The 15,823-nt window shown below is 42.7% G+C and carries 11 protein-coding genes, 2 tRNA genes and 3 rRNA genes; 3 read left to right on the forward strand and 13 right to left on the reverse strand.

The features are described from left to right. Positions 1-438: a thioredoxin TrxC gene (trxC, locus tag FPL17_RS11565; protein WP_159885185.1), complete on the reverse strand. Its 438-nt coding sequence runs from the start codon at positions 436-438 to the stop codon at positions 1-3. Further along, the gene (locus FPL17_RS11570) at positions 439-1,335 is read right to left on the reverse strand and encodes an alpha/beta hydrolase (protein WP_159885187.1); all 897 of its coding nucleotides are present in this window, start codon (positions 1,333-1,335) and stop codon (positions 439-441) included. Between the two features lie 122 nt (positions 1,336-1,457). Here FPL17_RS11570 and FPL17_RS11575 point away from each other — a divergent pair, with 122 nt between their 5' ends. Further along, positions 1,458-1,793 (forward strand): protein tyrosine phosphatase family protein, encoded by a 336-nt coding sequence (locus tag FPL17_RS11575; protein WP_004804274.1) that lies wholly within the window; start codon positions 1,458-1,460, stop codon positions 1,791-1,793. Positions 1,794-2,023: 230 nt separating this feature from the next. Here FPL17_RS11575 and FPL17_RS11580 read toward each other — a convergent pair whose 3' ends face one another. From FPL17_RS11580 to FPL17_RS11620, 9 genes are all read right to left on the reverse strand, one after another. Continuing rightward, positions 2,024-4,051, reverse strand: coding sequence for an autotransporter outer membrane beta-barrel domain-containing protein (locus FPL17_RS11580; RefSeq protein WP_159885189.1), 2,028 nt, complete (start codon positions 4,049-4,051; stop codon positions 2,024-2,026). Positions 4,052-4,395: 344 nt separating this feature from the next. Further along, positions 4,396-4,510 (reverse strand): 5S ribosomal RNA (gene rrf / locus FPL17_RS11585). A gap of 205 nt (positions 4,511-4,715) precedes the next feature. Continuing rightward, positions 4,716-7,608 (reverse strand): 23S ribosomal RNA (locus tag FPL17_RS11590). A 383-nt stretch (positions 7,609-7,991) separates the two neighbouring features. Next, a tRNA-Ala gene (locus FPL17_RS11595) sits at positions 7,992-8,067 on the reverse strand. Positions 8,068-8,122: 55 nt separating this feature from the next. Beyond that, a tRNA-Ile gene (locus FPL17_RS11600) sits at positions 8,123-8,199 on the reverse strand. Between the two features lie 59 nt (positions 8,200-8,258). Beyond that, positions 8,259-9,796: ribosomal RNA gene (locus FPL17_RS11605) — 16S ribosomal RNA — on the reverse strand. The 16S, 23S and 5S rRNA genes sit together here with 2 tRNA genes alongside, the layout of an rRNA operon. Positions 9,797-10,205: 409 nt before the next feature. Beyond that, positions 10,206-11,267: a DUF6670 family protein gene (locus tag FPL17_RS11610; RefSeq protein ID WP_159885191.1), complete on the reverse strand. Its 1,062-nt coding sequence runs from the start codon at positions 11,265-11,267 to the stop codon at positions 10,206-10,208. Between the two features lie 16 nt (positions 11,268-11,283). Then, on the reverse strand, positions 11,284-12,117 hold the full coding sequence (pssA, locus tag FPL17_RS11615; RefSeq protein ID WP_005155209.1) for a CDP-diacylglycerol--serine O-phosphatidyltransferase: 834 nt from the start codon (positions 12,115-12,117) through the stop codon (positions 11,284-11,286). 38 nt (positions 12,118-12,155) lie between these two features. Next, positions 12,156-13,013: a 23S rRNA (adenine(2030)-N(6))-methyltransferase RlmJ gene (locus FPL17_RS11620; protein WP_005192293.1), complete on the reverse strand. Its 858-nt coding sequence runs from the start codon at positions 13,011-13,013 to the stop codon at positions 12,156-12,158. Positions 13,014-13,130: 117 nt separating this feature from the next. On the opposite strand from FPL17_RS11620, the gene FPL17_RS11625 reads away from it, so the two are divergent. Together FPL17_RS11625 and FPL17_RS11630 are read left to right on the forward strand one after the other, a co-directional pair. Then, positions 13,131-13,754 carry a 2OG-Fe(II) oxygenase gene (locus tag FPL17_RS11625; protein ID WP_159885193.1) on the forward strand — a complete coding sequence of 208 codons (624 nt, stop codon included), beginning with the start codon at positions 13,131-13,133 and terminating at the stop codon, positions 13,752-13,754. A 98-nt stretch (positions 13,755-13,852) separates the two neighbouring features. Next, positions 13,853-14,380 (forward strand): hypothetical protein, encoded by a 528-nt coding sequence (locus tag FPL17_RS11630; RefSeq protein WP_159885195.1) that lies wholly within the window; start codon positions 13,853-13,855, stop codon positions 14,378-14,380. A 23-nt stretch (positions 14,381-14,403) separates the two neighbouring features. On the opposite strand, the gene FPL17_RS11635 is transcribed toward FPL17_RS11630, so the two are convergent. Next, entirely contained in the window at positions 14,404-14,646 is a 243-nt protein-coding gene (locus FPL17_RS11635; RefSeq protein WP_005192283.1) for a DUF2789 family protein, read from the reverse strand. A gap of 157 nt (positions 14,647-14,803) precedes the next feature. Then, a complete protein-coding gene (locus tag FPL17_RS11640; protein WP_004668635.1) occupies positions 14,804-15,790 on the reverse strand; it encodes a malate dehydrogenase in 987 nt (328 codons plus the stop codon). Positions 15,791-15,823: the final 33 nt, after the last annotated feature.

Genomic DNA, 15,823 nt, shown 5'->3' on the forward strand with positions numbered 1-15,823 from the left:
TTAATGTCCTTGATGTTGATGTAATTGCTGATCTAACCATTGCTGTAATTCAGGTGCGCGTAAGGCTCCGCTGATTCTCGCCAATTCCGTGGTCTTATTCATCAAGACCAAAGTCGGAATACTACGCACATTAAATGCAGCACTTAAACGTGGATTAGCTTCAGTATCAATTTTGGCAAAAACCACATATGGATTTTGCTTTGCCACTTGAGCAAAATGTGGTGCCATCATCTTGCAAGGACCACACCATTCAGCCCACAAGTCAATCAATACAGGCAGATCTGAATTGCTGATGAAGTTACTGAAATTTTGTTCATTGAGTTCTATCGGCTCTAAAGGCAATAACGCTTTATGGCATTGTCCACAATTCGGCTGAACTGCCAATTTTTCTTCGGGTACACGATTTTTTGCACCACATGATGCACAGACAATAATCATCTACATCACTCCAATATGTTGATGTAAAAATTCTAATTGGGTTGTGACTGCTTTTTCAAACCAAGAACCATGATAAACATCAAAATGTTTCATTTCCCACTCATGATAGCTCACAAATGGCGCAATATTGGTCGCAGCTTCCCGACTCGATTCGATTGGAATCAAAGTGTCATGCTTTGCTGCAATAAATAAAACAGGGATATTAATCTTACGAACAAACTGGATTGGTCGATAACGCATTAAATTAAAGAAGACCCGCGCAGGAACTTCCCCACTCCAGTAATAATCTGGATTTACAATCGAGTGATATCCATAGTAACTATCTGAGGTCGGAAGAAAGCACAGTCGATATTGATCGACGACAGGTAAGGTTTTAGATGCCAAGCCCATCTTAGAACCCATATAATCCTGACTGGAACGCTTTAATGCTTCTGGATAACGTTGCAAAGGGTAAAGCTTGGCCGTCTCAGCCCCATCAACATAGGGAACTTGTACCATAACCGCCTGAATGTTTTTTAGGTCTGTTGCCAGACTTAAGGCATATCCACCACTGAGTGAGGTTCCCCATAAGATAATCCGTCGACTATCGATCAGCTTGCAATTCGAAGCATATTGAACAATGGTTTTCCAGTCATCAAGCTGGGCACTGAGTGAAACCAATTCCCGTGGTTTCCCTGTACTGCCACCCCAATAGCGATAATCAAATAAAATGACTGCGTAGCCTGCTTGGGCAAAACGCTGTGCATATTGAACCAGTTTAAATTGACGCAAACCCGCAAAGCCATGCGCCATGATAATCACGGCAGCTTTGGTATTGCTTTTAGGTAGATAGAAATCCGCAGCGATGGTTTCATCACCACTTGCAACATACAACGGCTCAACGGTATAGGTATGCATGCGCGCTCCATTGCCTTATCTTTTAATTATCATCACTTATTTACTATAGACATTTAAACTCAAGATCGAGCTTAATGCTATGATAGAGCATAAAATGTTTTGTTTGTTTTTGGAGTGACAAGATGACAGAGAATGTTGGTTTTGCAGGTCAAATCGGCCCTGAGCATGTTGAGCAAGTGGTTGAAAAAGGATTTAAATCGATTATTAATAACCGTCCAGATCTGGAAGGTGGTCCTGAACAACCTACAAGTGCCCAAATCGAAGAATCTGCGCGCAGTGCAGGTCTAGACTATGTCTATCAACCGGTTGTTGCTGGGCAAATCACTGAACTTGATGTCCGTACATTCGCCAATCATTATAATGAACTGCCAAAACCAATTTTAATGTTCTGCCGTACCGGTAACCGTTCAAATAATTTATATCAGATTGCTAAACAAATGGATTTATTGGACGATTAAATTCATTACATTTCATTACCTGATCAAAATAGTTAAACCATTTTATTTATAAGATGATGGTTCTTTTTCACAAGATAAAGAACCATGCACAAACTCGCCATTATTATTTTATGCCTTATCTCACTTTCAGCGTGTAGTTCTTTTCAAGTTCGCCCAACAGCAACAGTGAGTGTAGGAACAGCCCTATAAAAAAACAGCACCTAAGTGCTGTTTCCCGTTCGTACTACTAATTAACGAGTAAATCTGAACGTTGTTACTTTATTTGGAGCTGTAATTGTTACTAAAACTTTATCTCCTGTTGCACAACCTTTCAACTCTGCACCATATTTTGTAACGGCACTATTACTAAAAGAGCTAGGAGATTCTAAATTCATTACACTCGGTACAGGTACAAAACCATTCACGATTTTAGCAGAACACGATTGGTTATTTGCATCAGTATTATCTTCAGTTGAGACACTAATAGTCGTACCAGATGGCATTGGAGTAGTTAACATACTATTACCAAAGATCTGGAATCCAAATGAGTCTGATGTGATTGTATTACCATTTATCCCATAATTATCAATAAACGTTGGTGTATCAGAAGCAAAAGAGAAAATCATCTGTTGGCGAAGTGTCGTTGCTAACTGATCATCACAAGTGTATGGAATATTGGGTTGAAAAACCGAGGATAAAGTACATGTATTGGTACTATACGGTGTCGCAACACGCTTATAAAGAAACTCTCCATTGCTGCTATCATATGTAGCATTTTCATTATCATCACGGAAGAAATTACCAATATTGTTATCAAGCGTATCAGTTCCACCAGCACTGATTGGAGTATAAACACCATCGCCATCTCTATCTGTATATGACTTATCGCCTTCTACATAAGCAAGTACTGTCACGCGCCCATTCGCAGGTCGAGGATTCTGTGTTCTCAAGTTAACACTACATTCACCATCAACAGTTTTACAGCTTCCGTCAACTTTCCCACCTTCAGCAACAAAGTTAACAACAGTACCGTCTGGAACACTATTAGAATTCCGATCTGCTAACATTGCGGTAATTGTTGCGATGTCGCCATCTTTATCTGTTTGTAAAGATTGCTTACTTGTAGACAAACTAAAACTCTTCTGCGTAGCTCGCCCAGTAGTTACCGTGACATTCTTAGATAACGCACTTAAACCATTCGGTAAACTTGCTTTAATCTCGACAGGCCCAGGAATATTACCTGGATATAGTGTTACTGTTACTTTGCCAGCACTATCACTCTTAACAGTTTGAGCTGTACGATTGCCTAATCGAATAAAGTTTAAATCTGTAGGGGCTTTCTCTAGACTCACTGTAACATCTTGATTTTTGAGTACTGTCCCATTTGAATATACGGTAAATTCAATTTGTCCAGAGGAAGATGAACCACTAGCATTAATCCCTAACTGCACAGGCTCTTTTGTCGTATATATAACTGAGGTTGCAATGGCCTGAGCAATAGAAACCGATGTACTATTGGTTGCCCCTGTCGAAGTTGTCGCTCTAATCTCTTGATTACCATCACATAAATTACCTTTTGAATCAAAAGCATAATATGTTGTGGCAATATTTCCCTGATTAGATGAGGTTACACTACTATTACTAAAACTACCGCAATCAGCAGTAAAGTTCACTGCCACATTATTCTGATAATTACCCTTAGAGTCCTGCGTTACTAAACTTACTAAAGTCGATCCACCAGATTCTAGAGCTTTACTTGCAGCAAGCATATTAGAAATCACAACGTCTTGTTTAGAGAAAACAATACTTAAATTAGCAGCAGCCGATGTAACATTATTATAGACAGCTGTTGCCGATAAAGCATATATGCCCGTGACTGTAGGATCAGTAGGCATTATCGAAATTGTAGCTACACCTTCCGCATTGGTAAGCGCTGTTGCATTAGTGGTACCAAACACCATATTACTACCAGTAAATGTTACAACAGCTCCACTAATGCCTTTTCCATTTCCATCTTTAACTACGACCTGAGCCGTTACACCTTGATTTGTAATAGTCGTAACAGTATTACCATTAGAGTCGGTTAAAGAAATATTCCCTATATTCACTGCGGTAACAGGAGTTTGTCCATTGCCACCAGAAGAACCATTATTATTTCCACCAGAGGAACTATTGTCATTCGTTGATCCATAGTACCCACCGCCACCACCGCCACAGCTCGCCAATAATACAGAAACAGTGATTGCAGACAACTTTAATGTAAGTTGTTTTCTATTCATAATCATTCCTTTTAACCCCGATCAAATCCCCAAATGGAATAGGATTTTTCATTATAAAAATATGTCTAATGTAATCATAATATAGATTTTGTGTAAATAAAGTTTATCTTCAAGTAAAGAATATTAAAGTGAACTCAATCAAACTATTTTATTAAATAGAGATATTTTCTATGAGTTTTAACAAATAAAAATGAATAGAATAAATTTCAAGTCGATCTAAATTAAAACACGATCAAATAAAAGCTTAGAGTAATGCTAAAAGTGCAGTCTATTTCCCACCACACATTTCCCTCTGACAATAAAAAACACCCCCAGCCGTTAGGTTGGGGGTGTTCTAATTTAAAAGCTGGCGATGACTTACTCTCACATGGCAAGTGCCACACTACCATCAGCGCTAAGAGGTTTCACTTCTGAGTTCGGGAAGGGATCAGGTGGTTCACTCTTGCTATTGTCGCCAGCAAACTGTTGTGGTGCTTTCGGGTCTTATTCACGATGTATTCATCGTATGCCTTACTTACGGTCCAAAGAGTTATTAACGGATTAGATTATTGAGTCGAAGTTTATTGCTTAGCAATCACTAAATCAAGTTCTTTGTTCAAGATCAGGTTTAACTGATCTTTTATGAATCGATTATCAGCTTTACATACAACTGCTTGGGTGTTGTATAGTCAAGCCTCACGAGCAATTAGTATTGGTCAGCTTCACACGTCACCGTGCTTCCACACCCAACCTATCAACGTCCTAGTCTCGAACGGCTCTTTAGAGGAATAAATTCCTAGGGAAATCTTATCTTGAGGTAGGCTTCCCGCTTAGATGCTTTCAGCGGTTATCCCTTCCGAACATAGCTACCCGGCGATGCGACTGGCGTCACAACCGGTACACCAGAGGTTCGTCCACTCTGGTCCTCTCGTACTAGGAGCAGATCCTCTCAAATTTCCAGCGCCCACGGTAGATAGGGACCGAACTGTCTCACGACGTTCTAAACCCAGCTCGCGTACCTCTTTAAATGGCGAACAGCCATACCCTTGGGACCTGCTTCAGCCCCAGGATGAGATGAGCCGACATCGAGGTGCCAAACACCGCCGTCGATATGAACTCTTGGGCGGTATCAGCCTGTTATCCCCAGAGTACCTTTTATCCGTTGAGCGATGGCCCTTCCATACAGAACCACCGGATCACTAAGACCTACTTTCGTACCTGCTCGACTTGTGGGTCTCGCAGTTAAGCGCGCTTTTGCCTTTATACTCTACGCGTGATTTCCGACCACGCTGAGCGCACCTTCGTACTCCTCCGTTACTCTTTAGGAGGAGACCGCCCCAGTCAAACTACCCACCAGACATGGTCCTCGCCCCGGATTACGGGGCAGAGTTAGAACCTCAACATTACCAGGGTGGTATTTCAAGGACGGCTCCATTGGAACTAGCGTTCCAACTTCAAAGCCTCCCACCTATCCTACACAAGTAAGGTCAAAGTTCAATGTCAAGCTGCAGTAAAGGTTCACGGGGTCTTTCCGTCTAGCCGCGGGTACACCGCATCTTCACGGCGAATTCGATTTCACTGAGCCTCTGCTGGAGACAGCGCCGCCATCATTATGCCATTCGTGCAGGTCGGAACTTACCCGACAAGGAATTTCGCTACCTTAGGACCGTTATAGTTACGGCCGCCGTTTACTGGGGCTTCGATCAAGAGCTTCGCTTACGCTAACCCCATCAATTAACCTTCCAGCACCGGGCAGGCATCACACCCTATACGTCCACTTTCGTGTTTGCAGAGTGCTATGTTTTTAATAAACAGTTGCAGCGGCCTGGTTTCTGTGGCTGCCAATAGCTCAGGGAGCAAGTCCCATCACCGTCAGCAGCGTACCTTCTCCCGAAGTTACGGTACCATTTTGCCTAGTTCCTTCAGCAGAGTTCTCTCAAGCGCTTTGGTCTACTCGACCTGACCACCTGTGTCGGTTTCGGGTACGATTCCTGTGTAACTGAAGCTTAGAGACTTTTCCTGGAAGCATGGTATCAGCCACTTCACTGTACAAGTACAGCTTGCTATCAGCTCTCAGCATAGAGCACCCCGGATTTGCCTAAGATGCATGCCTACTGCCTTCCACCTGGACAACCAACGCCAGGCTGACTTAACCTTCTCCGTCCTCTCATCGCATTACACAGAAGTATTGGAATATTAACCAATTTCCCATCGACTACGCCTCTCGGCCTCGCCTTAGGGGTCGACTCACCCAGCCCCGATTAACGTTGGACTGGAACCCTTGGTCTTTCAGCGAACGGGTTTTTCACCCGTTTTGTCGTTACTCACGTCAGCATTCGCACTTCTGATACCTCCAGCATACTTCTCAATACACCTTCATCGGCTTACAGAACGCTCCCCTACCACTTACGCTAATGCGTAAATCCGCAGCTTCGGCACATAGTTTTAGCCCCGTTACATCTTCCGCGCAGGCCGACTCGACTAGTGAGCTATTACGCTTTCTTTAAAGGGTGGCTGCTTCTAAGCCAACCTCCTAGCTGTCTATGCCTTCCCACATCGTTTCCCACTTAACTATGATTTTGGGGCCTTAGCTGGCGGTCTGGATTGTTTTCCTCTTGACTACGGACGTTAGCACCCGCAGTCTGTCTCCCGGATAGTACTCATTGGTATTCGGAGTTTGCATCGGTTTGGTAAGTCGGGATGACCCCCTAGCCGAAACAGTGCTCTACCCCCAATGGTATTCGTCCGAGGCGCTACCTAAATAGCTTTCGGGGAGAACCAGCTATCACCAGGCTTGATTAGCCTTTCACCCCTATCCACAAGTCATCCCCTGGCTTTTCAACGACAGTGGGTTCGGTCCTCCAGTTAGTGTTACCCAACCTTCAACCTGCTCATGGATAGATCGCCTGGTTTCGGGTCTATACCCAGCAACTAAACGCCCTATTAAGACTCGATTTCTCTACGGCTCCCCTATTCGGTTAACCTCGCTACTGAATATAAGTCGCTGACCCATTATACAAAAGGTACGCAGTCACCGAACAAGTCGGCTCCCACTGCTTGTATGCATGCGGTTTCAGGATCTATTTCACTCCCCTCACAGGGGTTCTTTTCGCCTTTCCCTCACGGTACTGGTTCACTATCGGTCAGTCAGGAGTATTTAGCCTTGGAGGATGGTCCCCCCATATTCAGACAAGGTTTCACGTGCCTCGCCCTACTCGTCATCATTGTGTGTGCCCTTTCGTGTACGGGAATATCACCCTCTACGTTCGCACTTCCCAGAGCGTTCCACTAGAACACACACAACTTAATGGGCTGCTCCCCGTTCGCTCGCCGCTACTAAGGGAATCTCAATTGATTTCTTTTCCTAAGGGTACTGAGATGTTTCACTTCCCCTCGTTCGCTTCATAAGCCTATGTATTCAGCTTATGATACCCGCCTTATAGCGGGTGGGTTCCCCCATTCAGAAATCTCCGGATCAAAGGATATTTGCCGCCTCCCCGGAGCTTATCGCAGGCTATTACGTCTTTCATCGCCTCTGACTGCCAAGGCATCCACCACATGCACTTAATTACTTGACTATACAACCCCAAACAGTCGTTAACACATACAAGTGAGTGTTATCGTTGCAAACTTAATTGCTACCATCTGTTGTCCTGTGAATTTAATCACCGTACAGCTTCAATCTAATTCATATACCAAAACGCTTGATTCAGTTAATTTGCTAGTTCTCAGATTAATTCTTCATCCAACTGCAATACTTACGTATTACCGTTAGTGTCAAATTAATCGAGTTTGAACAATTTATTTCAGACTCAATTTTCTAATCTGTTAATGATTAACTACCACCTCGTCGGTGTGTAGTAAACTGTGATAAATCACAGAACTTAATAAGCTATCTACTTACTAAATTCTATAAGCTATCTTGGAATTCAACTTTCGTTTTACATCACTTTGTAATGTATGGTGGAGACTAGGAGAGTCGAACTCCTGACCTCCTGCGTGCAAAGCAGGCGCTCTACCAACTAAGCTAAGTCCCCAGCTTATCATTTAATGAACGACATATCTTTCAATCTAAGCTACTGCAATCAGATTTGGTGGGTCTGACAAGACTTGAACTTGTGACCCCACGCTTATCAAGCGTGTGCTCTAACCAACTGAGCTACAGACCCTCAGATACATCTTCGAAGAACAACTTGTTGTGGATTCTTACCGATCGTCAATCTTTCGTTAAGGAGGTGATCCAGCCGCAGGTTCCCCTACGGCTACCTTGTTACGACTTCACCCCAGTCATCGGCCACACCGTGGTAAGCGTCCTCCTTGCGGTTAGACTACCTACTTCTGGTGCAACAAACTCCCATGGTGTGACGGGCGGTGTGTACAAGGCCCGGGAACGTATTCACCGCGGCATTCTGATCCGCGATTACTAGCGATTCCGACTTCATGGAGTCGAGTTGCAGACTCCAATCCGGACTACGATCGGCTTTTTGAGATTAGCATCCTATCGCTAGGTAGCAACCCTTTGTACCGACCATTGTAGCACGTGTGTAGCCCTGGCCGTAAGGGCCATGATGACTTGACGTCGTCCCCGCCTTCCTCCAGTTTGTCACTGGCAGTATCCTTAAAGTTCCCGACATTACTCGCTGGCAAATAAGGAAAAGGGTTGCGCTCGTTGCGGGACTTAACCCAACATCTCACGACACGAGCTGACGACAGCCATGCAGCACCTGTATCTAGATTCCCGAAGGCACCAATCCATCTCTGGAAAGTTTCTAGTATGTCAAGGCCAGGTAAGGTTCTTCGCGTTGCATCGAATTAAACCACATGCTCCACCGCTTGTGCGGGCCCCCGTCAATTCATTTGAGTTTTAGTCTTGCGACCGTACTCCCCAGGCGGTCTACTTATCGCGTTAGCTGCGCCACTAAAGCCTCAAAGGCCCCAACGGCTAGTAGACATCGTTTACGGCATGGACTACCAGGGTATCTAATCCTGTTTGCTCCCCATGCTTTCGTACCTCAGCGTCAGTATTAGGCCAGATGGCTGCCTTCGCCATCGGTATTCCTCCAGATCTCTACGCATTTCACCGCTACACCTGGAATTCTACCATCCTCTCCCATACTCTAGCTGACCAGTATCGAATGCAATTCCTAAGTTAAGCTCAGGGATTTCACATCCGACTTAATCAGCCGCCTACGCACGCTTTACGCCCAGTAAATCCGATTAACGCTCGCACCCTCTGTATTACCGCGGCTGCTGGCACAGAGTTAGCCGGTGCTTATTCTGCGAGTAACGTCCACTCTTCCTAGGTATTAACTAGGAGAGCCTCCTCCTCGCTTAAAGTGCTTTACAACCAAAAGGCCTTCTTCACACACGCGGCATGGCTGGATCAGGCTTCCGCCCATTGTCCAATATTCCCCACTGCTGCCTCCCGTAGGAGTCTGGGCCGTGTCTCAGTCCCAGTGTGGCGGATCATCCTCTCAGACCCGCTACAGATCGTCGCCTTGGTAGGCCTTTACCCCACCAACTAGCTAATCCGACTTAGGCTCATCATTTAGCGCAAGGTCCGAAGATCCCCTGCTTTCTCCCGTAGGACGTATGCGGTATTAGCATTCCTTTCGGAATGTTGTCCCCCACTAAATGGCAGATTCCTAAGCATTACTCACCCGTCCGCCGCTAAGTGATAGTGCAAGCACCATCACTCCGCTCGACTTGCATGTGTTAAGCCTGCCGCCAGCGTTCAATCTGAGCCATGATCAAACTCTTCAGTTTAAAATCATTAGTAGCTTATGGCTACAAATCTTGGCTCATCAATTTTCTGACTAAAAATTCGCTCAAATAAACTTCGAGAAATTTCTACCATTCAATCAATGAAATATTTTCGATCGATCAATCAGTAAAAATCCACACAAGTTGTTCTTCTATTCTCTTAATGATCTTCTCGATGATTCGTCATCATCAAGCTAGGTCGGCTATATTACTCTAAATTTCTTTAAAGTCAACAGGTAATTTAGATATTTTCAAAACTTATTCTCAAACCCAAAAATTTAACCCTTAAGCCAAATCCTTGTTTCTCAACAAGTTTTTATCTGCATCACCGCCGATGGATGTGCATTCTACAGCATTTCACATCAGACACAACCCCATTTTTCAAATATTCTTAAATTATTAAATCAAGCGATTATTTTTTGCACAAATAAGGTTGAAAATGCGGTATTTGGTCGATTATTTGCTCAGTTTTATTTTTTTCTTGCCAGTGTAAAGGGCGACAATCGATATATTCACAGTATCCAGAACCTTGATAGCTTTGTTTGTTCCACAATAATTGATAATTAAAACTTCCTACATAACCCGCAGCTAGGCCAAATTTATAATCCCCTCGGCTTTGAGCGTGTAGTTGAAAGACCACCTCTCCCTTTTCTTGATATTGCCAAATAAATTCCCGCGGCAAATACATCTCTCGACCATTGGGTGTCTGAACTTTTGGATAAACACGGGTGACATCAAAAATCACTTGATGATCATAAAGTATGGAATGTTGTTCATTCGACTGAATTTCAATTCTAGAAAAAATAATGTTATTCCACTGATTTCTAAGTTCAGACAAGATGATCTGAAAGTCTGCACTGACCTGAATAATTTGATAGCTAAAAAAATGGAAGGCGATAAAAGGTAAATAGATGGCTCTGGCATGTTTCAAGATCCCCTGTGCTTCGATCTGATATTTTTGTTTTTTATAAATGATTTCGCCTTCGCACTGACAGCGAACATACCAATAATCCCCAACGCCCCATTGCAAGGCTGAATGGTTTTCTATTTCAGTACCAATATTCACTTTGAGTTGGCAACTGAGTTCTGCATCATCACGCTTAAAATAGTAATTTGGAAAATCAACTTGGATTTGGTCTACATCTAAAAACTGATAACGATCCTGCTCTAATTGGCATTGTTCTTTGGCACTATAACTTTTGAGGTGCCCGACGGTTGATGCACTACTACTCACCAAAACTGTCGCAGTATCAATTGCGGTTGTAGCAATTGCACTCGCGTTATAACAAATAGGGATCCGAGGTTGCCCAATCAGGCTAATGAAGTTTAAATAATGGAAAGGTTCAGGCAAATTTGGCAGGATCAACGCCTGATAAACAATTTTAAAAAGACCTTTGGGCGGATGAAAGGTTAAAGCATCTGACTTATTGAGGTTCAGCTGCTTTAATTGATTGTTATTCATCAATATTGGCATACTGAACCTCCGTATTTTAAGTTGTTATTTTTGCATCATTCTTTTTGGCAAACAACGTTGTTACAAATCCTGAAAGTACATAGAGGATACAAACAATGAGTATCCCTACAGGAATGTTGTACGTGATTGCAGCAAAAATCAAGACCACTGGCAACATCACGACAAAAGGTACACGCTTACGATCCATTTGTTTAAATGAATAGTATTTGATGTTTGAAATCATCAGCAAGCCAACTGCAACCATAACCACCGAGTTAATGACTTGAATGACAATATCTTTTAGATCAAAGATAAATGGATAATCACGGCCGACCCATACCAATGAAATAACAGTTACTGCCGCAAGCGGGCTGGCGATACCAATAAAGTAACGCTTATCCACCACACCAATTTGCACATTAAAACGCGCTAAGCGGAAAGCTGCACAAGCGGTATAAATAAAGCAACAGGCTAAACCGATACGCCCAAGATCATGCAAACTCCAGCTATACATTAAGATTGCTGGTGCAACACCAAAAGCCAACAAGTCAGAAAGTGAATCATATTGCTCACCAAATGCACTTTGTGCACCAATGGCACGTGCAACTCGCCCATCCAGACCATCTAGCAATGCTGCCAAGAAAATGGCATAGATCGCTTGATTAAAGTTTCCATTCATACTGGCAATAATTGAATAAAAACCAGAAAGAAGTGCGGCTGTTGTAATTAAATTCGGCCACAAATAAATACCACGGCGTTTCACTTTTTGTCCTTCGTGCGTATGTTCTTCTTCTTCTACTTCAAAAGTGATTCCGTCAAAAGAATGATCTTCTTTGTTCAAATCAGAATCAGGTTTAAGAGAATTTGTCATTATTTTCAATTCCTCGAGAATATTTTGAAATTGATGGGTTATTCACCCACCAACCAACGCACAGCAGCATGTCCACCATTTTCACTCATGCGTAAATGTGGGAATAACCATTGTAATGCTTGATCCGCATCTTCAGAGAATTTCCAAGGTGGATTAATCACGAGCAAACCACAACCATTCAATCCAACTGGTGTGTCATCTGGCCATACACAAATTTCACAAATGAGCTGACGGCGAATACCTGTTTTAAACATTTTCTTTTCAAAACGTTCAATCATGGCGCGGTCTTTAATCGGATACCAAACGGCAAACACACCTGTTGGCCATTTTTTATGTGCAGCTTGGAGGATTTCAACCAATTGCGGGAAATCTTTACGCTCAATTTCGTAAGGCGGGTCAATCATGACCAATCCGCGCTTTTCTTTAGGCGGAATGACACCCATCAGGCCTTCATAAAAATCACGCTCATGCAAGCCCGCACGTTTATCACGAATATTGAAATACAATTGTTGAAATACATCACGCTGCATTTCAAAGATAGTCGCTTTATCAATATCACGCATGCCTTCAAGCGCAAACCAAGGTGAACCTGGATAAGCACCTTTACCCGAACCTGCACGCATATCTTCAACAATTTTAAGATATTGTTTTACACCTTCAGGCGCATTACGCTTAATCGAATCGTCAAGCTTAACCAAACGATGGATACCCGTTAGGAATTCACCTGATTTTTGCGCTTCAGAAGTAGATAAATCATATTTACCTGCACCACCATGGGTATCGATATATCGATAAGGTTTATCTTTAGCATTTAAACGAGCGAGCAGTTGAAGCAAAAGTACATGCTTCATAACATCGGCAAAGTTACCCGCATGGAAATGGTGACGGTAATTCATGTTGACAATTATTCCTCAATTCAGCGGGTAGTTTAACATGAAAGAAAAAAGTATTCTTTAGCGTTGATGTGATCGTCTAAAATTGCCCAACAATCAAACCTAAGTCACTGGAGTGCTATGCAAGCAACAACTCTCCCACCCGCATTAAATCTTCAGTCTTGGAATCTGGATCAAGTGCTGGATGATCTAAATGAATTTGGCTTTGCCTTGATTGATGATATTTACTCACTTGATTATGTACAGACATTGGCAAATGAATGTACTTCGCATCTTGCGGAATTTAGAGCAGCCGGCATACAGAATGGTGTAGTTAGCCATATCCGTAGTGATCACATTCTATGGATCGATGGGCAACTGCCAATTGCACAACAGCATTTACAGACTCTAGAACACTTATCTCAAGCGTTAAATCAGGCTTTTTATTTAGGAATCAAGGAAGTCGAAGCACATTTCGCCTGTTATAACGCAGGTGAGTTTTATGCCTTACACCGAGATAACCCACAGCAAAAAAATGATCGTATGATGTCAACCGTGTTCTATTTACATGAAAGTTGGCAAGAAGATTGGGGTGGACAATTACGACTACAGGATAAACTTGGTCAATGGCATATCATCCAACCACAACCGAATCGTCTCGCGATTTTTCAAAGTGATGTCTTGCACGAAGTACTACTTTCGAAACAGCAGCGTTTATCCATTACAGCATGGTTACGTAGTGGTGGGTCAATTTGGAATGGTTAGGGTCTGCTGACATCTATGAAATATCAGCAACCCTTCTACCTTTAAATTTAGAAAAACAGCCTTATATATCAGGCATAACTGACGATTTTGGATCAATAATGTCGAATGAAACTCAACAAGTGATTGCTCGAATTGGTGAAACAGACCAACTCTATTTAGAAAGCAATACTCCCGAACTTGCTTTAGAGCGTGCTGACCTCCGTTTGCAATTGGTCGTATTGAGCCATATTCGACAGGAACAGTTGCATTTTTTGCAAGAAGCAATCGTACTGCTTGAACAAGCTCGTGTTGAATATGATGAAATGCCATTAAGCTTGTATTTGAATTTGTCTTTATGTTTAGCCAAAGCCTATATGATTTACTTTGAGCTCACTAAAGAGCAGCGTTTTGCTTTAATTACACAGCAAATTCTTAAACCTTTAGCATATACAGAACACTTAGATATTTATTTCTTCTTGGCTTACGCTTCAGCTGCTAAGCAAGAACTAGCATTAACACGGCATTGGCTAACGAAATACGTATCTTGCTTGGATCATGATTTAGAGTTATTACAACTGCATCCTGCTTTGAATCAAGCACGTCAAGAAGACTGGTTTGCAGCCCTTATAAAAAATAAAGCTCACTGATGTGAGCTTTATTTTTTATTTGACTATCTTGTGCTATCGACATGTAGTTGTTGATTCAACTCATCAATCACAATGGCCCATTCATCATCTTTATCCCAATGACTTTTTAAAAAATCACGCTGCCCTGCACTCCAAAATTCTGCTTCATGTAATTTTTGATCGGCAGGTAGCTGATGGGCTTTCACAAAATTTTCAATTGCAGCATCATCAGCCTCAAGCCCGAGTTGCTCAAATAAAAGTTCCAGTGTCGGTTGCTGTTCAAACATTGTTATTCTCCAAATCATGTCTCTTATAAAAATAATTTAACAGTAAATCCCATTATCATGCAGATGTATGTCTATATTTTCTTGTTGTTTTTTGTTCCTTCTCCCATAAAAAAAAGCACTCTCAGGGAGAGTGCTTCCAATTTATCAAAAAGATAAATTATTTTAACATGTCAGCAATCGCTGCACGTTCGTCTTCAAGTTCTTGAAGTGTGATGTTCATGCGCTCACGGCTGAACTCATCAATTTCAAGACCTTCAACACGTGTGTATTCGCCATTTTCACAAGTTACTGGCACACCGTACATTACGCCTTCTGGAATACCATAAGAACCGTCAGATGGGATACCCATAGTTACCCATTTGCCGTTTGTACCCAACGCCCAGTCACGCATATGGTCAATTGCAGCATTCGCAGCTGAAGCAGCTGAAGACAAACCACGCGCTTCGATGATCGCAGCACCACGTTTACCAACAGTTGGAAGGAACGTATCTTTGTTCCATTCAGCATCGTTGATTTTGTCTTTTAAGCTTTCGCCATTTGCAGTTGCAAAACGGTAGTCAGCATACATTGTTGGAGAGTGGTTACCCCAAACAGTTAATTTCTCGATATCAGAAACTGCAACACCCGCTTTTTGAGCAATTTGAGTTAACGCACGGTTGTGGTCAAGACGTAACATTGCTGTGAAGTTTTTCGCTGGAAGATCTGGAGCAGATTTCATTGCGATATATGCATTGGTGTTTGCAGGGTTACCTACAACCAATACTTTAACATCACGGCTAGCAACTTCGTTGAGTGCTTGACCTTGACCAATGAAAATTTCACCGTTGACTTTCAACAAGTCAGCGCGTTCCATACCAGGACCACGTGGGCGTGAACCTACCAACAATGCATAGTCAGCATCTTTAAATGCAACCTTAGGATCATCAGTCCCGATCATACCTGCCAATAATGGGAAAGCACAGTCGTCAAGTTCCATCATCACGCCTTTAAGCGCTTGTTGAGCTTTCTCAAAAGGAACTTCAAGCAATTGTAAAATTACTGGTTGATCTTTACCGAGCATTTCACCGCTTGCGATACGGAATAATAAGCTATAACCAATTTGACCAGCAGCGCCTGTAACGGCTACACGAACGGGTTGCTTCATGTGATATTCTCCAATGAGATGCGTTTGCACGAT

Source organism: Acinetobacter dispersus, from assembly GCF_009884975.1.
Classification (GTDB): Bacteria; Pseudomonadota; Gammaproteobacteria; order Pseudomonadales; family Moraxellaceae; genus Acinetobacter; species Acinetobacter dispersus.